This is a genomic window from Aliiglaciecola lipolytica (genome assembly GCF_018860635.1).
GTDB lineage: Bacteria > Pseudomonadota > Gammaproteobacteria > Enterobacterales > Alteromonadaceae > Aliiglaciecola > Aliiglaciecola lipolytica_A.
In genome coordinates this window covers 24,005-50,563 of record NZ_JAHKPT010000009.1, presented here as the reverse complement: position 1 = coordinate 50,563, position 26,559 = coordinate 24,005, and the positions used below count along the sequence as shown (strand labels likewise).

22 protein-coding genes are annotated in these 26,559 nt (G+C 40.6%); 19 read left to right on the top strand and 3 right to left on the bottom strand.

Features of this window, described 5'->3' with window-relative positions:
• The first annotated feature begins 245 nt into the window (after positions 1–245).
• The 7 genes from amt to KO530_RS03925 all read left to right on the top strand — a co-directional run bounded on the left by amt (position 246) and on the right by KO530_RS03925 (position 9,949).
• Complete coding sequence (amt, locus tag KO530_RS03955) at positions 246–3,290, top strand: ammonium transporter (protein ID WP_216047101.1); 3,045 nt, start codon at positions 246–248, stop codon at positions 3,288–3,290.
• Positions 3,291–3,377: 87 nt separating this feature from the next.
• Complete coding sequence (locus KO530_RS03950; RefSeq protein ID WP_216047100.1) at positions 3,378–4,649, top strand: alanine racemase; 1,272 nt, start codon at positions 3,378–3,380, stop codon at positions 4,647–4,649.
• 106 nt (positions 4,650–4,755) lie between these two features.
• A complete protein-coding gene (locus KO530_RS03945) occupies positions 4,756–6,351 on the top strand; it encodes a catalase (protein ID WP_216047099.1) in 1,596 nt (531 codons plus the stop codon).
• A gap of 66 nt (positions 6,352–6,417) precedes the next feature.
• Positions 6,418–6,984 (top strand): ankyrin repeat domain-containing protein, encoded by a 567-nt coding sequence (locus KO530_RS03940; protein ID WP_216047098.1) that lies wholly within the window; start codon positions 6,418–6,420, stop codon positions 6,982–6,984.
• Positions 6,985–7,175: 191 nt separating this feature from the next.
• The gene (locus tag KO530_RS03935; RefSeq protein ID WP_216047097.1) at positions 7,176–7,607 is read left to right on the top strand and encodes a hypothetical protein; all 432 of its coding nucleotides are present in this window, start codon (positions 7,176–7,178) and stop codon (positions 7,605–7,607) included.
• Between the two features lie 605 nt (positions 7,608–8,212).
• Entirely contained in the window at positions 8,213–8,554 is a 342-nt protein-coding gene (locus KO530_RS03930; protein ID WP_216047096.1) for a hypothetical protein, read from the top strand.
• Between the two features lie 15 nt (positions 8,555–8,569).
• Positions 8,570–9,949 carry a class II fumarate hydratase gene (locus KO530_RS03925; RefSeq protein ID WP_216047095.1) on the top strand — a complete coding sequence of 460 codons (1,380 nt, stop codon included), beginning with the start codon at positions 8,570–8,572 and terminating at the stop codon, positions 9,947–9,949.
• An 85-nt stretch (positions 9,950–10,034) separates the two neighbouring features.
• Here the strand turns inward: KO530_RS03925 and KO530_RS03920 are convergent, their stop codons facing one another.
• Entirely contained in the window at positions 10,035–10,844 is an 810-nt protein-coding gene (locus KO530_RS03920) for a ferredoxin--NADP reductase (RefSeq protein ID WP_216047094.1), read from the bottom strand.
• A 167-nt stretch (positions 10,845–11,011) separates the two neighbouring features.
• Between KO530_RS03920 and KO530_RS03915 the strand changes: the two genes are divergently transcribed.
• The 3 genes from KO530_RS03915 (at position 11,012) to KO530_RS03905 (ending at position 15,300) form a co-directional block, all read left to right on the top strand.
• Positions 11,012–11,548: a DUF6942 family protein gene (locus tag KO530_RS03915; protein WP_216047093.1), complete on the top strand. Its 537-nt coding sequence runs from the start codon at positions 11,012–11,014 to the stop codon at positions 11,546–11,548.
• 126 nt (positions 11,549–11,674) lie between these two features.
• Positions 11,675–12,904, top strand: a complete 1,230-nt coding sequence (gene nhaD, locus KO530_RS03910; RefSeq protein WP_216047250.1) for a sodium:proton antiporter NhaD — start codon at positions 11,675–11,677, stop codon at positions 12,902–12,904.
• 248 nt (positions 12,905–13,152) lie between these two features.
• Positions 13,153–15,300 carry an ATP-binding protein gene (locus KO530_RS03905; protein WP_216047092.1) on the top strand — a complete coding sequence of 716 codons (2,148 nt, stop codon included), beginning with the start codon at positions 13,153–13,155 and terminating at the stop codon, positions 15,298–15,300.
• Between the two features lie 22 nt (positions 15,301–15,322).
• Here the strand turns inward: KO530_RS03905 and KO530_RS03900 are convergent, their stop codons facing one another.
• Both KO530_RS03900 and KO530_RS03895 read right to left on the bottom strand, forming a co-directional pair.
• The gene (locus KO530_RS03900; RefSeq protein ID WP_216047091.1) at positions 15,323–15,853 is read right to left on the bottom strand and encodes a DUF3750 domain-containing protein; all 531 of its coding nucleotides are present in this window, start codon (positions 15,851–15,853) and stop codon (positions 15,323–15,325) included.
• A 120-nt stretch (positions 15,854–15,973) separates the two neighbouring features.
• A complete protein-coding gene (locus KO530_RS03895; protein ID WP_216047090.1) occupies positions 15,974–16,663 on the bottom strand; it encodes a VIT1/CCC1 transporter family protein in 690 nt (229 codons plus the stop codon).
• Between the two features lie 337 nt (positions 16,664–17,000).
• On the opposite strand from KO530_RS03895, the gene KO530_RS03890 reads away from it, so the two are divergent.
• The 9 genes from KO530_RS03890 to KO530_RS03850 all read left to right on the top strand — a co-directional run bounded on the left by KO530_RS03890 (position 17,001) and on the right by KO530_RS03850 (position 26,557).
• Positions 17,001–18,398, top strand: coding sequence for an MFS transporter (locus KO530_RS03890; RefSeq protein WP_216047089.1), 1,398 nt, complete (start codon positions 17,001–17,003; stop codon positions 18,396–18,398).
• 256 nt (positions 18,399–18,654) lie between these two features.
• Complete coding sequence (locus KO530_RS03885) at positions 18,655–18,954, top strand: FHA domain-containing protein (protein ID WP_216047088.1); 300 nt, start codon at positions 18,655–18,657, stop codon at positions 18,952–18,954.
• Positions 18,951–19,760 carry a MotA/TolQ/ExbB proton channel family protein gene (locus KO530_RS03880; RefSeq protein ID WP_216047087.1) on the top strand — a complete coding sequence of 270 codons (810 nt, stop codon included), beginning with the start codon at positions 18,951–18,953 and terminating at the stop codon, positions 19,758–19,760. Before KO530_RS03885 ends, KO530_RS03880 begins: the two co-directional genes overlap by 4 nt.
• Positions 19,761–19,778: 18 nt before the next feature.
• Entirely contained in the window at positions 19,779–20,552 is a 774-nt protein-coding gene (locus KO530_RS03875; RefSeq protein WP_216047086.1) for an FHA domain-containing protein, read from the top strand.
• A 2-nt stretch (positions 20,553–20,554) separates the two neighbouring features.
• The gene (locus tag KO530_RS03870) at positions 20,555–21,328 is read left to right on the top strand and encodes a PP2C family protein-serine/threonine phosphatase (RefSeq protein WP_216047085.1); all 774 of its coding nucleotides are present in this window, start codon (positions 20,555–20,557) and stop codon (positions 21,326–21,328) included.
• Between the two features lie 19 nt (positions 21,329–21,347).
• Complete coding sequence (locus KO530_RS03865) at positions 21,348–22,868, top strand: FHA domain-containing protein (protein ID WP_216047084.1); 1,521 nt, start codon at positions 21,348–21,350, stop codon at positions 22,866–22,868.
• Positions 22,869–22,928: 60 nt separating this feature from the next.
• On the top strand, positions 22,929–23,750 hold the full coding sequence (locus KO530_RS03860; protein ID WP_216047083.1) for a vWA domain-containing protein: 822 nt from the start codon (positions 22,929–22,931) through the stop codon (positions 23,748–23,750).
• A gap of 15 nt (positions 23,751–23,765) precedes the next feature.
• Complete coding sequence (locus KO530_RS03855) at positions 23,766–24,653, top strand: serine/threonine protein kinase (RefSeq protein WP_216047082.1); 888 nt, start codon at positions 23,766–23,768, stop codon at positions 24,651–24,653.
• Between the two features lie 23 nt (positions 24,654–24,676).
• Positions 24,677–26,557: a PP2C family protein-serine/threonine phosphatase gene (locus KO530_RS03850; protein ID WP_216047081.1), complete on the top strand. Its 1,881-nt coding sequence runs from the start codon at positions 24,677–24,679 to the stop codon at positions 26,555–26,557.
• Positions 26,558–26,559: the final 2 nt, after the last annotated feature.

The following is a 26,559-nucleotide window of genomic DNA, read 5'->3' as shown; positions in this document are numbered from 1 at the left end:
GCAGTTTTCAAAAATTACCTGTTCAGTTAGTTTTCGATAATCTTAAAATACGTGAAATTCTCTCGCATCTTGTTGCGCACTAATTTGGATGTAATGCACAAAACTTGAACACTGGTTGCACAGTTTTGGTGGTGTATTGCAGTTTAACCGCATTAAATGGGACTTTGCTAAGGGAATATAGCGGGAATAGTTCTTGCAAAAGCGACCGTTTACTAACTGAAATATACTACTTTTAGGGTCATCGGTTGTCTGATAATTTTTGGCTGCTCTTGTCAGCGATGTTTGTGTTTTTAATGCAAGCAGGATTTTTGTGTCTAGAAAGCGGCAGAACGCGCAGCAAAAATAGTATAAATGTCGCTGCAAAAAATATTGGTGACTTCATTGTATCCGCTAGTATTTTTTGGTTGTTTGGCTTTGGTATTATGTTTGGTCCAAGTCTAGGGGGATGGGCTGGAACTGGCGACTTTGCTTTTGGCGAGGGGAATACTTCTTTTCAAATCACCTTCTTCTTATTTCAAATGATGTTCTGTAGCACCGCAGCGACTTTAACTTCTGGTGCTATTGCTGAGCGCGCTCGGTTTTCCAGCTATATGTATATCACGTTGATTTTAAGCGGGCTAATTTACCCCTTTGTAGGGCATTGGGCTTGGGCTGGTGTATACAATCCTGATAATCGAGGCTGGCTTGAATCTTTGGGATTTGTGGATTTTGCTGGCTCAACGGTGGTGCATTCGGTAGGTGGGTGGGTCGCTTTGGCCAGCGTCTTAATTGTTGGGCCAAGAATCGACAGGTTTAAAGCAAATAGCAAATTTCCTTCAGGTAGCAATTTACCTTTGGCTGCCATGGGAACCTTACTTATTTGGTTTGGATGGTTTGGGTTCAATGGCGGCAGTACTTTGAAATTTGATGAGCAAGTTCCTTATATCATTCTGAACACCTGTCTTGCTGCTATGTGGGGTGGGTTAACAGCCACATTTATTCATTTGCGAACCAAAAAATATGTGGATATGGGGGCGAGCTTAAATGGCATTATTGCCGGTTTAGTCGCGATAACGGCGAGTTGTCATGCGGTAGCACCTGTGGACGCCGCAATAATAGGTGTTGTAGCAGGTATAGTCGTGCATTACGGTTCTAAATTAATGGACTTGCTTAAAGTTGATGATGCCTTAAACGTTATTCCTACTCACCTATTTGCCGGCATTTGGGGAACTCTGGCGGTCGCCTTTTTTGGCGAACAAGCTAAGTTAGGTACTGGCTTATCATTTATGTCGCAGCTCACAATTCAACTTTTGGGGGTAGTGGTGATTGGCTTATTTAGTTTTTTAAGCTGTTATTTCATACTCTTAATTTTGAATAAAATATCGCCATTAAGAGTAACCAGAGAACATGAACTTAGTGGCCTGAATATCAGTGAACATAAAGCTTCCACTGAATTAATAGACTTGCTGGATGATATGCAAAATCATCAAAATAAAGGCGATTTCACCCTTCAAGTAAAAGAAGAGCCATTTACTGAAGTAGGTCAAATAGCGCGCAAATATAACGAAGTCATCAGTAAAGTGTCAAAAGAGATGACCCAGCGTGAAAAGGCAATAAATCAGTTTAAAATAAGTGAAAGGCGTAAGAGTGCCATTCTAGATTCATCAATGGATTGTATTGTCTCTATTGACTGGCAGGGAAACATTATTGAGTTTAACCCTGCAGCAGAGAGAACATTTGGCTGCTTGAAAGCCGAAGTCATGGGGCAAAGTTTTATTAATAGTTTTGCGCTAGATAAAGATATAGTGGAGTTTAGTGAGAGCTTAAAACTGCAGTTTGTCTCAGCGAATGGCTTAGTACTTAACCGGCGCAGTGAAATAGAGTTAAAGCGTGCCGCAGGGCAAACGTTTCCCGCTGAAGTGACTATTACAAGTAGTAAATTAAATAATAGTCTTATTAATGAATTTACTCTGCATATAAGAGACGTCACCAAACAACAAAAAATTCAAGCTAGATTAAATTTTTTGGCATATCACGACCCGTTAACCCATTTATCTAATCGCACCCATTTGATCACTGAATTAAATTACCAAGTGGCAAAAGCGAAAAAACACATGGGGGTTATTGCGCTATTCTTTTTAGATTTGGATAAATTTAAAAAGATTAACGATACCTTGGGGCACAAAGCCGGTGACTACCTATTGTGTCAGGTGGCCAATCGCTTAAAAGAAATTTGTCGTGAGGAAGATATTATTGCGCGCCTTGGTGGTGACGAATTTATCGTGGTTATGACCGGGGAGCTGAATCAACAATTAATCACTGAAAAAGCGCAGCGAATTCTGTCTATCATGCGAGAACCCATTACCTTGAATGGTAAAAACTATCAAATTGCCACTAGTGTTGGTGTTGCAGTATCTACCAACGGCGAGCTAGGCACTGAGGAATTAATCCAAAGAGCGGATATTGCCATGTACAACGCAAAATTTTATGGCCGTGATAATTTCAAGTTGTACACTGAAAAAATGGGACAAAAAGCACAACAAGAGATGAGCTTTGAAAGAAAAATTGGACAAGCCATCGAACAAGATGAATTCAGTGTTGTTTATCAGCCGAAAGTTAAAGCAGATGGTGAGATATTATCATTAGAAGCCTTGATTCGATGGCAGCAAAAAGGTTCGGATGAAATATCCCCGAACGAATTTATCCCGATTGCCGAACAAAGTAATTTGATTGTGCAAATTGGTGAAATTATGATGACTAAAGTCCTTGAACAACTGCGTTATTGGCTCGACCATAATTCGAATGTGGTGCCTGTTGCGATCAATATCTCAGGTCGCCAATTAGTTGCTGAGGATTTTATTCGTCACATTAAACAACTGCTAAAGCAGTTTTCAATACCCGGTGAACTGCTCGAATTTGAAATTACTGAAGGTATCTTGATTCAAGATATACAGAGTTGCATCGCCATTTTGAAGGAATTAAAAGGCCTTCACATTAAAGTCTCCATTGACGATTTTGGCACAGGATATTCTTCCCTAAGCTACCTCAAAAAATTGCCGCTAGATATTCTGAAAATAGACCGCTCTTTTGTCCATGAGTGTGACTCTAAAACCGAAGACGCAGAGATTTGCGCTACCATTATTAATTTAGCCAAAAGCCTAAATTTGATGACGGTTGCCGAAGGGGTAGAAACCTATTCTCAATTTAACACCCTGCAAAATATGGGCTGCGATCTATACCAAGGGTATCTATTCCATCAACCTCAAGGGGCAGATGCTGTATTTGAATTATTAAATTCCCAGTTGAACTGACCTTGATTAACATCTATAGAGCTTAAACATAGAATAATTACTCACCCTTAACATTCATTTAGTAACGTTGAAATTCAAAGGACGCTAATGGACTCTTACCAACCGAAACCGCTATTTAAGGGAATACCTTTTCACGCACAACAGTTTAGTCGTGAACAAATAGCCAATGCAGGCTGGAATATTCTGCAAGAAGATTTGCCTCTGCCTTGTGCAATAATTAAAAAACATGCGTTGCTACAAAATAGTCTGCGGATGAATCAATGGCTTGAGCGCAACGATTTGTTGCTTGCTCCACATATCAAAACGACCATGAGTCCTGAGTTGATTTTTGAGCAGTTAGCCGATGGTGTATGGGGTTTAACGGTGGCAAACGTGACCAATTCAAGGTTAGCTGCACAGATGGGGGCCAAACATATAATATTTGCCAATCAGTTAGTTGGCCGAGCAAATATCAAAGAGGTTGAGTTACTACTGGCAGAATACCCTGATTTAATTATGTACCTTTTTATCGATTCTTTAGATGCTTTCGAATTGTTAAAAGCGGCGAATATAAAAAACCGTGGTCGGCTAAAATTACTAATCGAATTAGGGGCTTATGGTGGACGGTGCGGCGTACGAGAAGCCGCTACGGCTAAAACGTTAATCGAGGCCATTTACACTAATCAATGGGAAATTGCCGGCTTCAGCGCGTATGAAGCCGTTTTTGAGGGCTCTGATGAGCAAAAACAGAGTAGCGTTCAGGACTTTTTGAGCTTACTTGATAGCACCATCTGTGCATTTATAGAACAGCAAACCATAGTGCCTGCGCAGTCGTTGATTATCAGTATTGGTGGTTCTGAATACTACGATATGTGTGCGCTAACATTTGCCCGTTTGCAACACGAGTATGACGCAAAAATTGTGCTTAGAAGTGGGTGTTACTTATTCAGTGACTCTGGCGTCTACGAAAAGGCCTCCATGGCTATTGATGACAGGTTAGGCAGCGCGCAACTGACTTTGCCTGCTTCTGAGTCGGCAATTGAAGTTTGGTGTTATGTGTTGTCTCAACCAGAACCCGGAGTCGTTATTTTAGGTGCAGGCAAACGAGATTTTTCCTATGACAAAGGATTGCCAAAACCCTTGTATGCCAAATCGAAATTATCTTCGAAGATAACCCCTATTGATCACACAAATTACCAAATAACCCGAATTAATGATCAACATTGTTTTTTAAAGGTACCTATTGATGACAGTTTAGCGCCCGGAGATATGGTTGCTGTTGGCATTTCTCACCCATGTACCACCTTCGATAAATGGCGAAAAATACTAATAGTTGATGGGCAGTATAACGTTATTGATGCCATTCAAGCTTGGTTCTAAAAAATAGAATCTAGACTTCGTTTTTATCAAATGTACTAATTTTCACCGAGTTTTTATCCTAGCACTCTATTGGGGCTTCCCATGTTGTAGATAAATAGGATGTAAAATGAAAATGAAAAAATTAATAACCCTATCAAGTTTGATCTTGTTATCGGTTAGCGCGCTTGCTGAAACAACCATGACAAGACAAAACGGTGCGCCTATCGGTGACAACCAAAACTCTCAAACAGCTGGACCTTGGGGCGGCGTATTACTCCAAGACAGTCACCTAATTGAAAAGTTGGCAGCCTTTGATAGAGAGCGTGTTCCTGAAAGAGTAGTGCATGCACGTGGTACTGGTATTCATGGTTACTACGAAAATTACGCCGATTTATCTGACATAACCATGGCTGCCCCATTTCAAGAAAAAGGTAAAAATACTGAAGTATTTACGCGTTTTTCGGCGGTAATTCACGGTCATCAATCTCCTGAAACATTGCGCGATCCTCGTGGATTCGCAGTGAAATTTTACACAGAACAAGGTAACTGGGATTTAGTCGGTAACAACTTCCCGATCTTCTTTATTCGCGATGCGATTAAGTTTCCAGATATGGTTCACAGTTTAAAACCATCGCCCTATGACAATGTGCAAAAAGCATCAAGAGTGTTCGATTTCTTTTCTCATGTACCAGAATCAACCCAAATGCTCACCATGTTGTTTTCTGACTACGGCACACCAAAAAGTTACCTAAATATGGACGGCTCTAGTGTTCATGCGTATAAATTTGTGAATGCTAAAGGTGAAATGAACTATGTGAAATTTACTTGGAAAACCAACCAAGGTGTAAAGAACTTCACTTACAAAGAAGCTTCGACCGTACAAGGTCAAGATATGCAGCCTCATACCACAGATGTTTATACACGTATTGGTGAAAAAGGTGAAACGGCTACTTGGGACCTATATATTCAAGTATTGTCGCCAAAAGATGTCAACAACTTTGACTTTAACCCTCTTGATGCCACTAAAATTTGGCCTGAAGACAAATTGCCGCTGCGTAAAGTTGGCAGAATGGTGCTAAATAGAGTGCCTGATAACTTTTTTGAAGAAACTGAGCAAGCTGCTTTTGCACCAAGTAATGTAATTCCTGGAATTGAGCCATCAGAAGATAGATTATTACAAGGTAGAGTGTTTGCCTATGCAGATACCCAGCGTTACCGTTTAGGCGTGAACTCTTACCGTATTCCGATTAACGCACCTAAAAATGTGGCTATAAACAACCACATGCAACACGGTAAATTGCGTCCTACCAATACCCAGCGTGAGGTTAATTATCAGCCAAGTGAGTACATTGATTTAGCAGAAGATACAAAATACAAGTATTCAACCATGCCTTTGTTAGGAAGCTATCAACAAATACCTTTTTACAAGCAATTAAACTTTAGACAAGCTGGTGATTTGTATCGTTCATTTACTAAAGACGAACAAGCAAGGCTTATTGAAGTATTAGGCGGCGCATTAGCAACATCTGATAAAGAGCTAGTTCGAATCAATATCAGTGCATTTATGTACAACGCAGATAAAGATTACGGCACCGCTATCGCGAAACGTTCAGGTACTAACTTGAGTAAAGTGAAAGCCAGAGCTAAAGCGCTAATGGCCGAGCAACAAGCCTTGGCTGCTGAAGGTGAGAAGATTGCCCTTAAATTAAGCAAGTTGTTTTAATTGATTCGCTGCATAAAACCCGCCACTGCCTGTTAAACCAGGCAGTGGCTTTTGAAGGAAAGAGTTATGAAAACCTTGATTCATGTCTGTTTGATTATGCTTGTTGTATTCGGGTCTAATCCATCATTTGCCCATAAAAGTGAACGAAGCAGTCAACTTAAAAAGCTTTATTTTGATGCTGCTAGAAACGGTGATATTGAATTACTATCGACCTTTTACAATGCCGGTCTATCAGTCAATATCGCTAACGAAAAAGGTTATACTGCATTGATTTTATCTGCCTACAATGGCCAAACTGAAACCGTTAACTATTTACTCAGTGTAGAGGATATCAATCCATGCCAAGAAGACATTAAAGGAAATACTGCGTTAATGGGCGCTATATTCAAGGGCAATTTTCGCATTGCTAAATCTTTGATGGGGCTGGACTGTGAAGTTGATCAAGCCAATCAAAATGGTCAAACAGCATTGATGTTTGCTACCTTATTTGACCGACAAGAGATTATTGAAGAACTCATAGCACAAGGTGCTAATGTGGACTTAAAGGATAGCAATAGTCGTAGTTTAAGCGACATTGCTGCAAGTCAAGGCAATCAAACTTTAGCTGACAAATTCAAACCATCTAAACCATAAATGCAAGAGTAGTTCACTAAGTTTAATAATATCCCTGACATAAAATTTACCAAAAATGTTGACGAGAATGCTGACGAGAAAAGCTAAATTAAAGCCGGCCAGTATGGATTAAAAAGGTTATGTCGACTGCGATTTGACCTCGTTTCTAAATGCGTATTTAATCGGTTTACTCTTTTCAGCAGTGTAGAACGATGGCAATAGTAAATACCTTTGGTTTGGCTTATTTCGGTAATGATTACGGAAGCCCGAGTTTTGATCTACTTGTTGATGGTAACTCTTATTTAGAAACCATCACTGACTTTGAAAAACCTTTTGCTGGGCGCATTGCTGGTACTTATCAACCGGGGCTGGGAATCAATCATTTAGATTCCGCCGATAGTGCGGTGCCTTATGTCTGTACATGTGGAGAACCTATGTGCTGGTTCTTAACCGTTGATATTTTTTGTCAGCAGGACGTTGGTCAGGAATATGTTATCTGGCATCGCTGGGTGAATCCCTATCGAGATGATAAAAATAAAGCCGACAAAGGGGGATACTGGAACTACTCTGGATTAGCACCATTGATATTCGAAAAACATCAATACCTACGTGAAATCGAGCGCAATCGTCGCATGTATTGTTAAAGGTGTGTCTATCTACTTATTATTAAAAGGCTGAGCGCTTTGTAACTTCATGCTCTGAACACATTGCTTAATCTACAGGCTTGGTTGCTCACAATTTACACCTCTGACTAAGCCGATTCCATGCATTGCCTTCTAAAACCTTCTACATCGTTTATTGATATATTTGCTTGGCCATCTATTTTCAAAAATAAACGTGTAAAACAATGGCGTGATTTTCTCGGAATATTCAGCTAATTCGATTTGGACGCTAACAAACTGTTTCAACTGTTCTGACCGCGCAGTTCATAGCGCTCACGAGCTATAGGGAGGTGGGTAGGCACCTTGGAGAAAATGCCTACCCGTGTGGTAGCGTTAAGCCAGGACCAGTGAAACTTAACGATTCCAGGCAGAGCTACAATATATCAAATGAAAATCATTATCAATAGCATTTGGGCTTTTTTAGTTTTCTAATTTACTGATTAATTCGCTCATGTATCAAAACATCCTTTTGCAGGTTGAATTGACCATACCGTTTAACAAGGTTGACAAGTACTCATAGCATAATGATAATGGGAATTATTATCATTTGGGTTGTTACATTGAAATTTCATTGTTTAGGGGGCTCTGTGAATCAAACATTAGCATTCGGATCGCTTGAGTTAACCATTCGCCATGGTTTACAACCGAATAACCCTCATGCACTTTATCAATATTTAGATATGGCCAACCAGCGTTTAGAAGATGAACAAAATGATACAATAAAGAGAGCTATTTTAAATCGGGTTCTTCGCACCTTATTAGATACAATTTGTGATACTAATATAAGTTTTCAATGGCGTTATTTGTGTTTAGATAATATTTATCAACCACTGAATAAAGTGGAGCGATATGATCATAATGAACAACAAAAAGCGCAAACGCGACACTTCAAGTATGAACTGTCTTTGTTAGGAACGTATTTTTTATAGAAGTAGGGGATTAAGATGACTAAGTTTCGAATCGAAAAAGATAGCATGGGCGAGCTTGAAGTTCCTCAAAATGCCCTGTACGGCGCGCAAACTCAAAGAGCGGTTAATAACTTTAAGATAAGTCACACTCCTATGCCTGAAGCATTTATCCGCTCACTTATCCAAATAAAATCAGCTGCAGCAACTGCAAACGCGAATCTTAAAGGTATCGAGCAGGAGACTGCGGATGCAATTAAGCAAGCATGCGCTACCTTATTAAAAGACAACAATCTTATGCTGCATTTTCCTGTTGATGTGTATCAAACTGGATCAGGCACCAGCACTAACATGAATGCCAATGAAGTTATTGCCAACCTAGCGTCGAAGCAATCTGACCTGCGGATTCATCCCAATGATCACGTTAACTTTGGTCAAAGCAGCAATGATGTGATCCCTACTTGTATCCATGTCAGCGCTTCTTTGGCGATTCACAAAAAGTTAAAACCTTCTTTAATTCATTTAGCTAAAAGCATAGATGAAAAGTCGGCAACATTAAGCGGTTATTGTAAAACAGGCCGTACCCATTTGATGGATGCGATGCCAATTCGAATGGACCAGAGCATGTCTGCTTGGTCAGCGCAGATTAGGCAACAAATTAGCCATTTAAATAGTCTACAAAATGCTATTCAATCCCTTGTGCTAGGTGGCACTGCGGTTGGTACTGGAATCAATTCCCATTCCGGTTTCGCCGACGAATTTTCGAAAATTTTAAGCCAAGATACGGGAATTTCCTTTGTTAAAACAGACAATTTTTTTGCTGGTATAGCTGCTCAAGATACCGCCGTGAGTTTGTCGGGTTTAAGCAAATCTATAGCCGTTACTTTTATGAAAATTGCTAACGATTTACGCTGGATGAACTCCGGACCTTTAGCTGGGCTTGGCGAGATTGCGTTACCTGCATTGCAACCTGGCTCTTCAATTATGCCAGGTAAAGTCAATCCGGTTATACCTGAAGCTGTTGCCATGGTATCTGCACAGGTAATAGGCAATGACGCAGCAATAACGGTTGGAGGTCAATCAGGGAATTTTGAATTGAATGTAATGTTGCCTATGATTGCGCTAAATCTGTTGTCTAGCATAGAGTTATTATCCAATGCGGCAATGTCTCTGGCCGATAATGCGATTCGTGATTTCGAAGTGAATCACGAGAACCTAGAAAAGCCATTACACAAAAACCCGATTTTAGTCACAGCTTTAAACCCTATTATCGGCTACTCAAAAGCCGCTGAAATAGCGAAGCAAGCATACAAAGAAAAACGGCCGATCATTGATGTAGCAGCGGAAAATACCGATATTCCAAGAGCCAAATTAAGCGAATTACTTGATCCTATGAAACTTACCAAAAATGAATCATAGTAAAAAGCCAGCACGACAAGAAAAGTCTAGTGCTGGTGGTTACTTGTATTGTCTTGCGATCCCATGAAAGTAAAAATAACAAGGCTTATTTTTCAATAAACGCTTGCTCAATAACATAATGACCTTGCTTGCGGGACGTGGCTTTTGTAAAACCTTGTTGATTTAACATCTGCATTAAGTCCTGCAACATAGCATCATTACCGCACATCATGAATCGATCATTGTCTGGGTTGACGTTAGGCATATTTAGGTTTTGGGTGAGTTCATTGGTCGCTAATAAATCGGTAATTCTGCCCTGATGTGGTTTGAGCCCATCTTCAGTTTTCAAACTGTTGTATTGGTACTTTTCGCGGGTAACAGTAGGGTAGTAAAGTAACTTTTGCTTCACTAAATCACCAAAATACGGGTTGTTAGGTAAGTCATATTCAATTTCAGTTTGATAGGCCAACTCGGAAACTTCGCGCACACCATGGACCAAAATGATTTTATCAAATTGTTCGTAAATGTCTGGATCTCGAATAATACTCATAAAAGGCGCTAATCCTGTGCCTGTACAGAGCAAATAAAGGTGTTTGCCAGGCATCAAATAACCACTGACTAAGGTGCCTGTGGGTCTTGTACTTAACATTACTTCGTCACCAGTTTGTATCATTTGCAGTTTAGATGTCAGTGCACCGTCAGGTACTTTAATACTGAAAAACTCTAACTCATCTTCATAATTTGCACTGGCAATACTATATGCGCGCATCAAGGGTTTACCTTCTACCTCTAAGCCAATCATGATGAATTGTCCGTTTTCAAAGGTTAAGGATTTCTGACGGGTTGTTTTAAACGTAAATAAACTGTCGTTCCAATGATGAACGTGGGTCACTTGCTCTTTAACCAGATTTCGCAAAGATAATTCTCCTACTACAAGATTGTTTAAGTATCCCATTGTTCGTGAAAAGATGCAAATGCTATTACGAATCATTATCGTTAGCGGGTGAAATTAATTTATCTTTTATATTATTGAAGTAGAATCATCCCTATCTACTTGGATTATTAGCTTCACTATTAGGTCTCATGACAAACAAAGATTTTAACGAAATTAACGGGTTGGGTGATGAAAACGCGGATGTTAACGTGTACATTCAGAATCGCCCAACCTTTGGTTTTGAACATAATCAGCGAGCAGTTTATCCCCTTAAAAAAGGCGAGATTTATGCCCTGGGTCAAGCCTGTGGTAACGGTTGGCGCAAGGTGTTTAACGTGTATGCTAAGTTGCTATACGCTTTACCGAATAAATGTTTTGAATTCAATGATGCTTATGCTAGCTGGCAGCAATATCGTGATCAGGAACTGTTGCAGTCCCGCAGCAAAACCGCACTCTGGTTTTCACCTCCCAAATTTCAACAAACCAATAAGTTACACATTGTAATGGGTCGGACTTACGCTAAATCGTTGAGCCTACCCAACACCCTTGAATGGATTAATCCAGAATTTGCAATTGATCTGCACAGACGCTTAATTGTGTGCCCGTATTTTGATTACCGCCAGCTCTCAAACAGCAAAATCATCTTTCTTGTTGACTTGATTGCTGAAAATTTCACAAAAAAATAAAAACCAGTTGCACCTTTATATGGCAGGAATAACGTTTTTTAGGCTATAATTCTGACCTCAAATTTGTGTCCTGCAACGGGATCCATTTTCTACTTTTAGTATTCTGGAACGCACATCATGTTCGATATGTTTGAAATCACCATTATCGGTTTGGCTATTTTGGCTTTACTGACCATCGTTTTTGAAGAAATTACTCACATCAATAAAGCAAAAACCACCCTGTTTTTAGGATGTTTAGTGTGGTGCTTGTTGTTCATTCGAGGCCATGGTTCAGGCCAAGCTGAAATAGAAAGTGCATTAAATGAGAATTTATTAGAGATAGCAAAATTGTGGCTGTTTTTAATGGCTACCATGACCTTTGTTGCGTATTTAAATGCCAGGGGCCTGATTGGTGCTATGGTTAATCGACTATTGCCAGGTGAATTGTCATTAAGAAAGCTGACCTTATTAGTGGCACTTTTTGCATTGGTTTTATCCATGCTGTGCGACAACATCACCGCTACCTTAGTGTCGATTAGCATTATTCTGGCGTTTAAGTTGGAAGTGCCAGAAAAAGTAAAACTCTGTGTGTTAATTATATTTGCGGTGAATTCTGGTGGAGTGGTACTGATTACCGGAGATGTCACAACTCTGATGATATTCAGTGAAAAACACGTATCTATTGTCGAACTATTAGGTTTGATTTTACCTGCTATATCAGGTGTGGTTGTGCTTGCATTACTGATGAGTTTTGGTAAAAACCGCCGAGTTGAAGCAACTATCGGCAGTGAAAAATTTAAGTCGCTAGACTTTGTTATTGCCGGATTATTTTTTGGCACTATATGTTGCACCATGCTATTTAATTTACTGTTTGCGATACCCCCTGTTTTGACCTTTTTATTAGGCTTATCGGTGATGTTTATGATCGGTGGTATGGTGAATAAATTTAAGTACGAAATTCATTTATTGGACTACGTGCGCAAAATTCAGTTTGATACTTTAATGTTCTTTCTAGGAATATTATTGATAGTCGGGTCGCTCAAAGAAATTGGCGTGTTAGTCTGGATGACAAATATCTACTTTATGTTGGACCCTGATTATTCGAATTATTTGGTTGGAATTTTATCAGCCTTTTTAGATAACGTGCCCTTGACCGCAGCCTTACTTAAAGCCCAGCCTGAATTAACCAATATTCAATGGTTATCGCTTACTTATGCCGTAGGTGTGGGAGGATCAATGTTGGTGATTGGTTCCGCCGCAGGGATAGTAGCCATGAGTCGAGTAAAAGAGCTAACGTTCGTCAGCTACAGTAAATATATCGTACATTTATTGGTTGCTTATAGTGTTGGGTACGCTTTGTGTCTGGTGAATGTATAAATATCTTGAGTTAAGACAGGGAAGGGAACTTCATAATAAATTATGACCTCGTTGTATGAGTGAGGTTCCCCCTTCTAACTGCGCCGCGCTATACATCCCTACCTCCAAGCAATTAAGAACTTCTGATAGGGAGTGACTTATTTGCTATTATACAAAAGTCTAATACACTTTAGTTGCAGACAGGGTTTTAATGATTTATTCGATTCAACACGGTTTTATCCCATTATTATAAAAACTAACGAATCTACATGCCTTTAGAATCTCAAGAAAATTCGCTTGAACACATTCGCGAGAAACTAACAAATACTGTGTTGGTGGCTACTATTGGTTTCGCTGGCGTTGCCTTGGCCGGTTCCTTATCTCGCATTCCCACAATTGGTTTTCTCCCCGCTATGTGGGTTCATATTGTCAGCACCTGTGTGTTAGTGGCTTTTTATCTGTTTCGTCATCGCTTCTCAAACACTATTAAAGCTGGTTTGATTACGTCCCTGTTTTTTATTATGGGGGTGGTAGGGATCCATACATTTGGTTTGTCAGGCAACGGCATATATCTTATTTTTGCCGCCGCTATTTTTAGTAGTTTGATGTTAAGTATGGGAGCCGCTGTCGCAATCGCAATTTCTGGCGGCTTGGTGTTATTTTATTATATGGAACTGGTTTGGCTAAACGCTTTTGAGTTTAGTGTAGAACAAAGCGTTTACGGTTTAAGTGTTTCTGCGTGGGTTACATCATTACTGACTTATGCATTTATTATTAGTATTACGTTGTTTTTGATCCAACACTTTTTACATTATTTACAGTCTTTGCTGCTAGATAAGCAGATCACTATTGATTCTCAAAGTAGTAAAATTGAACGTTCAGAGGCTATCTTTCAAACCGTCATAAATCACCTACCTTACGGCATATCATGGAAGGATAAACAACTAAGATATCTAGGAGCAAATCAAGCGTTTTTGGAAGACTCAAAGATTGAACATATTAATCAATTGAAAGGAAAAACAGACTTTGATATCGCAGATGAAAAACAAGCCAAAAAGCTCGTAAATTTAGATAGACGAATTATCTATGGTAATGAAAAAAGTATCCAGTACCAAGAAAAAGAAGTCAGTAGAGGTAATAAATTCAAGTTTAAAGAAGTGACTCATTTAGCGCTTCAGTCTAAAAAACAAGACCTAATTGGGGTACTCACTTCCTACCATGATATTACGGAAAGTAAAAATTTAGAGCTTAAAGCTGAACGGGCCAGGGAAATCGCTGAGAAGGCAAGCAAAACTAAGTCGCAATTTTTAGCTAATATGTCACACGAAATTCGCACCCCAATCAATGGTGTTTTAGGGTTGTTGGATTTGTGTTTACATACGGATTTGAACAAACAACAAACGGAATATTTATCCCGTGCAAATTTTTCTGCAAAACTGTTGTTACAAATCGTTAATGACGTACTTGATTTATCTAAAATTGAAGCTGGCCACTTTAAATTAGAAAATCATCACTTTTGTTTTGAAGACATTCTATTGCAAGTCGAGAACTTATTTTCGAGTCAGGCAACATCAAAAAATATCAAGTTTAATACACAAATATTAGGCAAACAGAATGTTACCCTTATGGGCGATCCTACTCGTGTCATGCAGATATTAATGAACCTGAGTTCTAATGCTGTGAAGTTTACACATATTGGTAAAGTTGATGTGTTAGTCAAGATAGTAACCAGTGACGATCAAGCTAAAGTGAAAATATTAGTAACTGATACTGGTGTTGGAATTGAAACCAAGTCTATTCCCAAGTTGTTTAATAAGTTTACACAAGTGGATGAGAGCATCACAAGGAAATACGGTGGTACAGGACTAGGGCTTTCCATTGTTAAACAATTAGTTGAAGCCATGGGCTCTAGCATAATCGTAAGAAGTGAGATAGCTAAGGGGACCGAATTCAGTTTTATGTTGCAATTGCCTTTAGCGAAAGAACGACGGGTCAATATTGCTAGACCTAACTTCAAACAAAACCTCGCCAACAAACGTATTTTATTGGTGGAAGACAATGCGATTAATCAAGAAGTTGCTAAAAGTATTCTAGAGCAAAGTGAGGCTCAGGTGACAGTAGCAAACAACGGTCAAGAATCACTAGACATATTGCTTGAAGAAGATTTTGATTTAGTTTTAATGGATGTGCAGATGCCGGTTTTAGACGGCTGTAGCGCGCTCAAAATTTTGCGTCAAAATGAAAAGTGGGTTGATTTACCAGTTATTGCTTTAACTGCTAATGTGTTTGCTGAAGAAGTGGCTTATTATAAAGAAATTGGTTTTACCGCCCATCTTGGAAAACCCTTTTCTCGACAGGCATTGTTAGAAATTGTTCAACTATATATGCAACCCAGTATGCTCAGCGAACAGGTATAATACAATCCTTCCATTTAGTTGATTAATCAGCATACCCACTGCCAATGGCGTTAAATGGCATGGTCAGTTCCAATTCAGGTACTTGCAAAGCAACCCATGCAGGAAAGGTGTTACTATTTGGACCTGGAAAAACCGTGTATTCATTTGCCCAAGGATAGCGGCTAACAGCAGCAGAAACTTGGGGGATCAAGGCACTGGCCTTTTCACCTTGAATTGACAGTAACTTTTCCGGTTTTGCTCCATACCAAAATCGATCTGGGGTAGGCGTTTGGTATTCTCGCAATGCAGGAAGCCCACTTTTGACACGCCATCCCACCACTTCATAAACCGTATAATCTGCTGCATTTTCTGGTTTAATGGCAATCCAAGTATGTACCGCAAACCAGCCTCTCCAGCTATATGCGTCTGCTGCGTAAACTTCTATTACGGCATTCTTATTGAGCTGTGGGTTCGGAGCAATTCCAGCAGACTCTCTGCTTGCAGTACGCCAACTATTATTTGAACAGGCGTTTATCAACACACAAATAAATACCACTAATATGACTTGTTTCATTTAATACCTTTTGCGATTTAAACATGCTGTATATGTTTTAATTAGCCACGCGTATTTTCAAATCAATAGCGTTTTATGGTTTTTTTACTCAAGTACTATCTCGGTTTCGTTTGATAGTTATTATCCTGATACTTGGAAGACGTAACCAACACCAATAGACACAGCCATGGCTAACGAACCCCAGATTAATACCCGTAGTGAACCTTTTAATATGGAAGCTCCACCAATATTAGCTGACAAACTGCCTAACAATACCAAAGACAATAACGACACAATCACTATCGAAGGGATTAACAAAGGACCACTCACCAGTAGCACTGTCACTAGTGGTAAAAGCGCTCCGGCAGTAAAAGACAATGCCGAGAACAAAGCGGCTTGAAAAGGGTTACCTTGAGACTGTTCGGTAATCCCTAGCTCATCCCTAACATGACTTCCAATGGCGTCTTTAGCCATGAGTTGCTTGGCAACTTGCATAGCCAAATCATCTTCTAAACCACGTTCTATATAGATGTTAGCCAATTCTTGTTCTTCAGCTGCCCAGTTTCTATCAATGTGTTTTTGCTCTAATGAAATTTCTGCATGTTCAATATCCGTTTGTGAACTCACAGATACAAATTCGCCTGCAGCCATAGACATTGCCCCCGCCACTAGCGCTGCCAAGCCGACAATAAACAAATGCTCTGGTGCAACTTGCGAAGCTGCTATGCCGACGATCAAACTTGCGGTGGAGACTATGCCATCATTTGCGCCTAAAACAACGGCCCTAATCCAACCAATTCGGTCTGCTTTATGTTCATGGTTATAGTCCATAAGAAATTTATCTCTACATCTGGTCGGTAATTCGAAAGCGAATTGTAAAAGTATTGCAGACAATGATATTGCAATTAGAAGGCCGCGCCAACAACCGATAACTTGTTATCGTCATTTATTCTCAGGCTGGGAATGTCGTTAGACATCGTATATTGGTTGTTTAGATAAATAGTGCACAGAGCAATTCTTTAACATTGAAATTAAATAGATGCTGAAGATTGCCGTGGCTATATTGTAAACTAAGGCATTATATCAATTGGATCTTAGAATCACTGTACAACTCACGGTTGATCAGTATGATCTTTTTACAATTTTTATTAGCAGGTATTTTACTTTTTTGAAAAAGCTTCCGGTAACCACTGTCGCCCTTATTGTTGTATGTCTCGGTTCTTTTATTGGTCCATTAGGAATGGCATCTGTGAATGTCGCTATCCCCAATTTAGCCGCCGATTTGCACGCAAACGCTAAGATGGTGAGTTGGTTGCCAACCCTATTCCTACTCAGCAGCGTGGTTTTTATGCTGCCGTTTGGCAAGTTGGCAGATAATTACGGTAGGAAGCGAATTTATACCATTGGCTTAGCATTGAATGCCTTTACTTCGCTAATGTGCGCCCTGGGGCAACAAATTGAATGGGTGTTATTTTGGCGCTTTGCTCAAGGTGCTGCTTCGGCGATGATTTTTGGCACTGGGGTCGCGATTCTCACCTCTGTTACCCCTTCTCATAAACGCGGAGCGGCCCTTGGTTTGGCCGCTGCCTGTGTTTATATTGGCCTAACCCTAGCACCAGCTATTGGCGGCTTGCTTACCGAGATTTGGAGTTGGCGGGCTGTATTTTTATTTCAAGTTCCGTTAATCCTGTTTTTGTTGTTGTTAATTAAGTGGGGCTTGAAAGGAGAGTGGAAAAATGACGAAGTCGCTTCATTTGATTGGCGCGGAAGTTTCATTTTTGCGGTGTCTTCAGCTTCTTTAGTTTTCGGCTTTAGCTCTGTTCCAAAACTGTATGGCTTTTTATTGTTGATTTTGTCGGTCATCACTATGATCTTTTTTGTTTATCACCAGAGTCGACACCATACACCGTTAATTCGCGTTCAAATGTTTCGAGAGAGCAGGGTTTTCTCAATGTCGCTGACGACGTCATTATTGATGTACGGCAGTAATTTTCCATTGGCGTTTTTGCTGAGCCTGTATTTACAAGTCGTGCAAGGCTACGGTCCAGCAGAAGCCGGTCAAATATTGTTATTACAAGCATTCGCAATGGCTATATTAGCGCCAATGTCTGGTCGACTGTCCGACAAAATCCAACCTCGATTTTTAGCGACTATAGGATGTGCAATAGTCGCTTGTGGTTTTTTGGTGCTTTCACAAATGACAACGGCTACGGGGACAACTTATATTGGAGGTTCTTTATTATTAATTGGCATTGGTTTCGGTTTGTTTTCCTCACCCAACAACAATGCCATTATGGGCGCTGTGCAAGATAGAGAGTTAGGCGTTGCCTCCGCATCTTTGAATCTTGCTCGAACAATAGGTAACCTTTTGGGAATGAGTTCGGTTAATTTGTTAGTTCACTATTATCTCGGGGATAATAAAATTGTTGCTGAGCAAACACCTGCCTTAATGAACACTTTATCGACTGCTTTTTACATTTCCTTGGTCAGTGTGATTATCGCTACCTTTCTATCTGGATTTCGTGGGAAGGCAGAACGGCAGACTAATTCATCGGCATCTGGTTAATCTAAATTATGCCCAGAATTAGTTTGCTTGAACTCGCAAATTAACCTCTTAATGTTAAGCGTAAAATTCTTTCCCAACCTCATATTATGCTGTCTTAAATTCTTATATCTTTGTCTTATAAGGAAAATAAGTTAAATCATCTTTCTATCACTAAATGTTGTTTTCCTTAAAATTAAAGCTTGTTCGACTTTTCAACTACCGCTAGTATTAAATTCGGAACCCAATATTCATTGCTTAAAAATGCAGCATTTTTCGTATGTTTACTAGTGACACTGTCATAAGTGTGGGTCGTTGCGCGCAAACAAATGACGTTCATATTAATGATCCCAGTGTTTCTCGTAACCACTTACAACTAAGAATCAATAGTCTAGACTTTATTGAAGTCAGAGATTGTGGCTCATCATATGGATCATTTTATTGGGAAGGGAGTCAATGGCTTCAATTTGACGCAGTGACGTTAAGCGCCAACGATTATATCGTGGTTGGTGAGACGAAACTTCGCATAATGGAAATCATGATCGCATATCAAATTAAGAGCAGGAGCCGTGGTATATGACCAGTTTGGAGAAAGAAGAATCTTACTATCGTCTGGTTGTGTTACTGGCAATGTCTTTCATTGCTTTAGTAATCATTATTATCGGCTTTGTACTGACCGATAAGCAGCCGGAAATCAGCACAGAAATGCGCTTAGCTGATATTCTTTTTGACCGCAGTGGTCCTTCTTATCCCTTTACTATTCAGAATGTAATGTGGGTGTTTTTCTTTGTTTGTGCTGGCGAGATTTGGGTACGCTGGCAAAGGGCAACCCAAGAAATAAATCAAATAAACCGCGGTTTAATCAGTGATGATGAAGATGCTCTTTATCGACCCAAAGACTTAGGTCCAATATATCAAGCTATTAAAGCTGATAACCTTGGCAGTCGTTTTTACCTGCAACGCTTAATTAAACGAATTATTTTACAGTTTCAACTTTCCCGCAGCACTGAACAAGCTAACAATCTTATGAATTCCTCTTTGGAGTTAATGCAACACGAAGTCGATTTAAAGTACACCATGGTGCGTTACTTAGTTTGGCTTATTCCTACATTAGGCTTTATTGGCACCGTGATAGGTATCGCAATGGCATTGTCCAGTGCGGGTGATATGCCACCATTATCCGATTCTGATGCGATCAAAGGGTGGGTTGCCGTCATCACTATTAAGCTTGGCGTAGCTTTCAATACAACATTATTAGCGCTAATTATGTCTGCGGCGTTAGTATTTTTTATGCATCTGGCCCAAGGACGAGAAGAAAAAGCGTTAAATCTGGTTGGCCAGTATTGTTTAGACAGATTAGTAAACCGCTTAATCGCGGCAGATTAAAATTAAGGAGTGAAAACCATGAGCTTTAGACGTGGTCCAGATGGGAAACCAATCGAAATCGAATCAAGCTTTGTTAAAAATGATAATAAACCAACCCAATCGGGACCTGATGGCGGCACTAAACCGCCGCAAGGTCAGTTTGGTGGCCAAGCCAGTAAGCCAAAAGAAGGGGCGACACAACCGCCCAATGTCGATTTATTTAATCATATGAAATCCTCTGGTCCTGCGATGCGTCCAGGCGGAGTGGCGGTTCCACCTGAACCGCCTACACGACCACCTAATATGCCAGGGGAAGATAACGCCGCTGGAAATTCGCCGGAAAACGCTATTCCGCCAGGCGGACAACAAGCGGCTTCTAGACCTGTGGTAGAGGAACCTAAAACCTCAATTAACTTTGGGGGAGCCAGCGCAGGGGCAAGTGTCGGTGGCAATGCTTCGCAGGCCAGTGCTGAATCTTTTGTATGCGGCTGGTTGGTAGTGGTTGATGGTCCAGGTAAAGGTAAAAGTGTGGTCGTAGGCCCAGGCCAAAGTGCCATATCTCGCTCACCCACTGAGCGCATTACGTTAAACTTTGGTGACACTTCTATTACTTCTAAACAGCAGTTATTAGTTATATATGACGATGAAAATCGCGAGTTTATAGTGGCTCCCGGTAATGGCTCGAGCTTGAATCGAGTGAATGGACAAATTGTCGCAGGCCAGACTGTATTGCAGACAGGAAGCCTATTAAAAGTCGGCGCCACGACCTTAAGGTTTGTAGCGTTTTGCGACCAAAATTTTAATTGGGAATAATGATGCTACAAATCTCCGTAGGATGGGCTCAAACCGTCGGAAAGCGAGACTATCAGCAAGATGGTGTTACCAAATTGGTTTGGCCCAACGGGTTTGCATTAACTGTTTTATCTGATGGTATGGGCGGTGCGGTTCATGGTGAAGTTGCCAGTCAGGAAATTTTACGAGCCTTTAATGACGCTTTTTGCAGTAGTGAAGAAGAGCACATGGACGCGCGTTTGCAACTAAGTTTAAACGCCACAAATCAACATTTAGCTGAATATATCATCGAAAATCCTGAATGCAACGGCATGGGCGGGACGCTAATCGCGGCGGCATTTACAGGCGAACATTTGGATTATCTGAGTGTTGGAGATAGCCCTTTATGGCTGTGTCGAGGCAATTCCCTGCAACGCATAAATCAAGACCATTCAAAAAAATCTGAATTAATGCAGTTGGTTGAAGAAGGCGTGATGACCGCCGAAGACGTTGCCGTTCATCCCCAGCGCAATCAATTAACTTCTGCGGTGATGGGTTATGACGTCGACATGGTGGACATCAATAGCATTGAACTGCAAGTCGGCGACATTGTGCTTTTAGCCAGTGATGGGATAGAGAGTATTCCTGAACAGGATATTGCCACTATGTGTCATCGATTTAATCAATCTGATCCGCAAATATTGGCGGAACATATTGTGGGATATGTGGATAGTCTTGATCAAGATTATCAAGATAATGCAACGGTAATGGTATTAAAAGTTTCTCAGGAAACTGACTCGGAAGAATTAACAGAATAATAGACGTAAGGAAATCGGCATGTTTTTGTCACCTAGATTGATAGCACTACTGGCACTGGTTTTTAGTTCGACGATATTTTCCGCCACGGCGGAAACGTACGCTTATCAAGTTCAAATTGAGCGTAAAAACGGTAAAACCCAAACGGCGATAGCGACTAAAGTGAATGATAACCAGTTTGTCACTGATGCAGAGGTGATAGATGGTGCTAAATCACTTTTTATTGTCGATAACTCAGTGACACCAGCAGCTAAAATACTGGCTACAGTGATAGTCCAAGACGAAGACAAGCGCCTTGCGGTTTTGTCCGCAAGCAATGTAACTGGTGACCCTGTTTTGTTAGCAAAAGAGGCACAAACTGTCGGTGAACAATTGATCTTAAAAACCGACTCTGAAGAAACCCCTTCCATCGTTCAGCGATTAGAGCCTGTAAAAGATCTCTCCGAAGGCGATATTTATGTTCACACTGCGCTCTACCAAGAAGGACAGTGGGCAGCGCCTTTACTGAATAACTGTAAACAATTGGTAGGTGTAAGTGTTTTTGAAACGGCCATTTTTGCGGGTATGAAAGCGCCAGAAAACATCGCTTATGCATTATCTACACAAACACTAAAGTCTTTTCTAAGTGAAAATAATATTACCTTTAGCGTTGCTGATGAAGTCTGTCTTTCGGATGTAGAGCAAGCAAAAGCCAAAGCAGAACAAGCCGCAAAAGACGCTGAAGAGGCAAGCAAACTCGCTGAACTTGCTAAAAAGGCCAAAGAAGATGCAGATTTGGCTGCGAAAACCAAATTAGAAGAAGCTCAAAAGAAAGCGCAAGAAGCCAAAGAAGAAGCTGACAGGTTGTTGCAAGAAGCGAAAGATGAAGCCGCTAAAATTGCTGCAGAAAATTTAGAAAAACAAAAGAAAACCGAAGACGCTATCAAAAAAGCGGAAGAGGAACGTTTAGCGCTCGAAGAAGCTAAGGCCAAAGCAGAGCAAGCCGCCGAATTAGAAGCGCAAAAGCAGGCTAAGTCTGAACAGCAAAAAACCTACATTTTATTAGGTGGTGGCGTTTTGCTATTGGTTATGTTGTTGCTGTTCGTCATTCTTATGCGTAAGCGAAAAGAAGCGATGCAAGCGCAAACAGACGAACTTCAAAATAAAGTTAAAGAAGCCAGTGGCCTTGCTCAGGAAAAAGATAATCTAGCGGGTAAAATCGCAGCAATGGAGAAGTCCTTCAACGATATCTTATTAGATGGTTCGACTACCAAAGGTGACACCGTAAGAATTAAAATAAATGGTAAAGCATTAGCGCAAAGTGAAGGTCAAATCATAGGTCGTGAAAGTGCTCAAGTAGATTATGTTTTGGGAGAGAGCGAGATTTCCAGAAAGCATCTAATGATTCGATTGCACGAAAATAAAATCTATGTGGAAGATATGGGAAGTCAAAACGGCAGTTGGTTAAATGAAGTCCAGCTTATCCCAGGTCAACCGATGGAATTGAGCAATGACATGGTTCTTCGCTTAAGCACTATATCGTTTAAAGTCACAGTGCTTTAAATTTGCCTAACCGGCAATGTTAGTCATTGCCGGTGATGTAATCAAAAGGGAAATCGACAGATGAAGCTCAAAAGTAGGGAAATCAATATCTTTAGCATGTCAGCTTTAGATTTGTTTGCTTCAGGAATGGGCGCGTTTATTTTACTCGCTGTCATTTCACTTCCTTTTTTTGGCAATGTATCGAAAATTCCCGCACCTGCGCCGCAAACGTGTCCAGAAATGAAGGTGTGTCCACCGCCTAGTGTGCCAAAACCTGATCCAGTTCCAGTGCCTAAACCCACGCCATCGGGGTTCCAAAAAATGCAAACCCTTGATTTAGTGGTGGTATTAGATGTGACTGGCAGTATGGGGCAAGAAATCAATGGTTTACGTGCTGAAATTGGCAATATTGCACGGATTATCGAAATGTTATCTGACTCAGCGGCCATGCGCATCGTTGCCTTTGGAGATAAAAACTTTGATCGGCCTGTGTCTGAATTCCCTCTTACCCTCACCAAAGATATCGCCGTTTTAAAATCTTATTTAGAACAAGTCAATCTTAACTTGGGTATTGGTAGAGGATTCAACCCTGGTGATAATGGTGAATCGGTTTACGCAGGATTTGAAGCTGCGCTGGACACCAAATGGCGATCAGAGGCGCAACGTAGAGTGATTTTTATCATTACTGATGATGAAGCGCACTCTGGTGAAGCTCGACCATTAATGACCAAAGTTCAACGCTTCGCCAATGAAAAATACAGCGTATCTGTGCGTTACTCTGGCGATGAAAAACACGAAAAAGAATTTTATCAAGGATTGGCAAAAGCTGGCTTGGGTAATTATTTAGATATTTCCAACGGGTCGTTAACCGCAGCGTTGTTAATTGCGCTCATGCCCAAGTAAGTTAAGAACAGTATTGTGGAACGAGAACTTCAACCCGGCGATCGAATACATCGATATGTTATTGAAAAGGTGCTGGGTAGCGGCGGCTTCGGTGTTGTTTATCTTGCCCAACATGCTTCCCTTGAATATCGAGTGGTTATTAAAGAGTATTTGCCGAATCAAATTGCTCACCGTGTTGACGGCATGGTCAAACCCTTCATGGCGGATTTGACCCAAGTTTATGAAACAGCATTGCAGCAGTTCAAAAATGAATGTGAAACTTTACTCACCTTAGATCACGATAACATTGTTTATGTATACGATTGTTTTTACGAAGCGGGTACTGCCTATATGGTTATGCATCAAGAGATCGGTAATACCTTATGGGAAAGTTATGTGCAACAAGTTGAAATTCATAACCAGCCGTTTTCGTGGCAACAAATTAGTGCAGTATTACCTGGCGTATTAGCAGGGCTGGATTATTTACACCAACAAAACTTAGTACACAGAGACGTTAAAGCCAGTAACGTGTTTCTACGTTCAGGTGCAGTGCTGCATCCTATTTTAATCGATTTTGGGGCGGTAAAAGTAGCGGGTGGCTACGTGAGTCAACAAGCCCAAAATACTCAGTCGTATGCTGCATTGGAACAAGAATATAATGTTTTCCCTATAGGTCCTTGGACTGATATCCACGCTTTAGGGGTGATGATAATTGAACTTTTAACAGGGCAACGGCCGATTAAAGCGTTTGACCGATATACGCAATCAAACAGCGATGGTAGCGACCCTATTTTAATGTTGTTGGAACAGGTGTCTCATAGCTGCGGCGATACTGTTGCTAATGCATTATTTTATGCCACTCAACTGCAACCTGAACACCGGTATCAGGATATCAGTGAATTTAAAGCAGCGTTGCCATTATAAGAGCGCGTGGAAGGGAATTATAAATGTCTAATAACCGTATTATTTTTGAAAAATCTGAACAAGCGGGCAGAGATTACAATCAAGACCGATATGCTTATCATTTGAGTGACCAGAATAACGATATATTCATCGTTGTAGCGGACGGCGTGGGAGGCACTAAGCAAGGCGAGTTGGCAGCTGAAATTATCGCTAATAAAAGTGGCGAGTTCTGGCAAACTCGCGATAATTTTATGCATGCTGAAGATTTTCTAAATGCTTTTGCAGAGCAGTGTAATGCAGCGATTAAACAAACCTGTGAGCAAGGTATTTCAACCGCTGCTACGCTAACAGCATTATTGCAATTCAATGGAGAATTAGTCACTGCCCATGCTGGTGATTCGCGAATTTACCAATTTGATCAAAATGGCAAAGTAAAACAAACCAAAGATCATTCCCTTGCTTATGCAAAGTTCTTGATGGGTGAAATACGCGAAGATGAATTAGCCACACACCCAAGCCAAACCCAACTTTTGAACTGTCTTGATGGTAGTGACAGTGCCCATTGTGAAATCACTCACTGGCAGCTAAATGACGGTGAGTACTTTGTATTGTGTACTGACGGTTTCTGGGAAATCTTCGACAATGATGAAATCTTAGAGTTAGTCAAAAATGACAATAGAGATTACATATTCGCTAACCGCATGGATGACACATTGCAAGTTAAGCCTAGTCAAGATAATACCACCGTTGTATTGTGTGAATTGGATAAAAGCACCGCTGTGCTGACATCTGAAAACAAGGTTGAGGCAGCGACAGCGGCACAGATACAACAACAAACTTCAGTTTCCAACACCGCACCGACGTCAGTGACGAATAAGACAGTCACGCCTAGTGAAAACGAGATAAAGACAGTCGTTAATTGGAAAGTGATCGCTTTGGCGCTTGTGGCCTTAATGTTGTTAGTGTTGCTTTACTTTACCTACCGTACCTCCATCGAACCATGTTGCACCGATGAGCCGCAAATATTAACCGAAGATGAGTTTGAGCCTTCGCCTAATGATGCGCAAGTGCATGAAGATATGCTCAAGGAAGTAGGCACTGATAGTGATGCTAAGATTGCGAGCGACTTAGAAACAGAGGAAATTGAAAACCAAGCTGAACAAGTGCTTGAGGATGTTGAAAAATCCCTTGATCAAGTTGGTTCACAGGTCGCCAATGAGGTAACTGACTCCATTGATGATGCGAAACAAGCTGTTGAAGAGTCGGTGAGTGAGGTTGACAAAAGTGTTGATTCGATGGAGCAATCACCACCATCTTCGGCTGTAAAAAATTATGTGAAAAATGTTGATGTAGCGGTAGTGGCTAGTTCTGATGAGCAAGGCAATGTATCTGGGCCTGCAGATTTGAACGCCAATTTAGATTCAGCGCCAAGTTTAGAATTAGACATTGCTGCTGGTGAAGATCCCATTGCTAAACTTGAAGATCGTTTAACCCAAGATGGTAGTTTGTCAAAGGGCAGTAAATTAAGCAAAACGGATATGATGAAAGATCAATATACTGAAATTATCACAGTTCAATTAAAGGTCAAAGATACACCAGTGTATGGCGCTTTATTGCGTTACCAAAAAACCAGTTCAGGGATTGAGGTGATTTCTGGCAAAGTCAGTAATTTATCACAAGTGCCAGACTCTCCAAGCCATGATTTTGCAACCTGTTTTAAGCAATATCAAAGTGCTCAAAGTCAACAAGCAAAAACAATTGAAAAAGGTAAATCTGACGCCGTACTTTATATTGACCCTGCCAGTTCAGGCTATTTTTGGTTAACCGACATTATCCTGCAAGAGACTGGGCAAACGTTTGATTTATTTTTGCTTGATGCTAGCTGTGAATCACTGCGCCTAGTACCTAAACATGTTAGTCGTTAAGG

What these genes read in the sequence shown, in the direction of transcription:
- KO530_RS03905 (WP_216047092.1), top strand. Translation starts at nt 13,153, where the DNA reads ATGCCTTTAGAATCTCAAGAAAATTCGCTTGAACACATTCGCGAGAAA.
- KO530_RS03880 (WP_216047087.1), top strand. Translation starts at nt 18,951, where the DNA reads ATGACCAGTTTGGAGAAAGAAGAATCTTACTATCGTCTGGTTGTGTTA.
- KO530_RS03865 (WP_216047084.1), top strand. Translation starts at nt 21,348, where the DNA reads ATGTTTTTGTCACCTAGATTGATAGCACTACTGGCACTGGTTTTTAGT.
- KO530_RS03870 (WP_216047085.1), top strand. Translation starts at nt 20,555, where the DNA reads ATGCTACAAATCTCCGTAGGATGGGCTCAAACCGTCGGAAAGCGAGAC.
- nhaD (WP_216047250.1), top strand. Translation starts at nt 11,675, where the DNA reads ATGTTTGAAATCACCATTATCGGTTTGGCTATTTTGGCTTTACTGACC.
- KO530_RS03885 (WP_216047088.1), top strand. Translation starts at nt 18,655, where the DNA reads ATGTTTACTAGTGACACTGTCATAAGTGTGGGTCGTTGCGCGCAAACA.
- KO530_RS03935 (WP_216047097.1), top strand. Translation starts at nt 7,176, where the DNA reads ATGGCAATAGTAAATACCTTTGGTTTGGCTTATTTCGGTAATGATTAC.
- KO530_RS03900 (WP_216047091.1), bottom strand. Translation starts at nt 15,853, where the DNA reads ATGAAACAAGTCATATTAGTGGTATTTATTTGTGTGTTGATAAACGCC.
- KO530_RS03875 (WP_216047086.1), top strand. Translation starts at nt 19,779, where the DNA reads ATGAGCTTTAGACGTGGTCCAGATGGGAAACCAATCGAAATCGAATCA.
- KO530_RS03950 (WP_216047100.1), top strand. Translation starts at nt 3,378, where the DNA reads ATGGACTCTTACCAACCGAAACCGCTATTTAAGGGAATACCTTTTCAC.
- KO530_RS03850 (WP_216047081.1), top strand. Translation starts at nt 24,677, where the DNA reads ATGTCTAATAACCGTATTATTTTTGAAAAATCTGAACAAGCGGGCAGA.
- KO530_RS03945 (WP_216047099.1), top strand. Translation starts at nt 4,756, where the DNA reads ATGAAAATGAAAAAATTAATAACCCTATCAAGTTTGATCTTGTTATCG.
- KO530_RS03915 (WP_216047093.1), top strand. Translation starts at nt 11,012, where the DNA reads ATGACAAACAAAGATTTTAACGAAATTAACGGGTTGGGTGATGAAAAC.
- KO530_RS03895 (WP_216047090.1), bottom strand. Translation starts at nt 16,663, where the DNA reads ATGGACTATAACCATGAACATAAAGCAGACCGAATTGGTTGGATTAGG.
- KO530_RS03940 (WP_216047098.1), top strand. Translation starts at nt 6,418, where the DNA reads ATGAAAACCTTGATTCATGTCTGTTTGATTATGCTTGTTGTATTCGGG.
- KO530_RS03860 (WP_216047083.1), top strand. Translation starts at nt 22,929, where the DNA reads ATGAAGCTCAAAAGTAGGGAAATCAATATCTTTAGCATGTCAGCTTTA.
- KO530_RS03925 (WP_216047095.1), top strand. Translation starts at nt 8,570, where the DNA reads ATGACTAAGTTTCGAATCGAAAAAGATAGCATGGGCGAGCTTGAAGTT.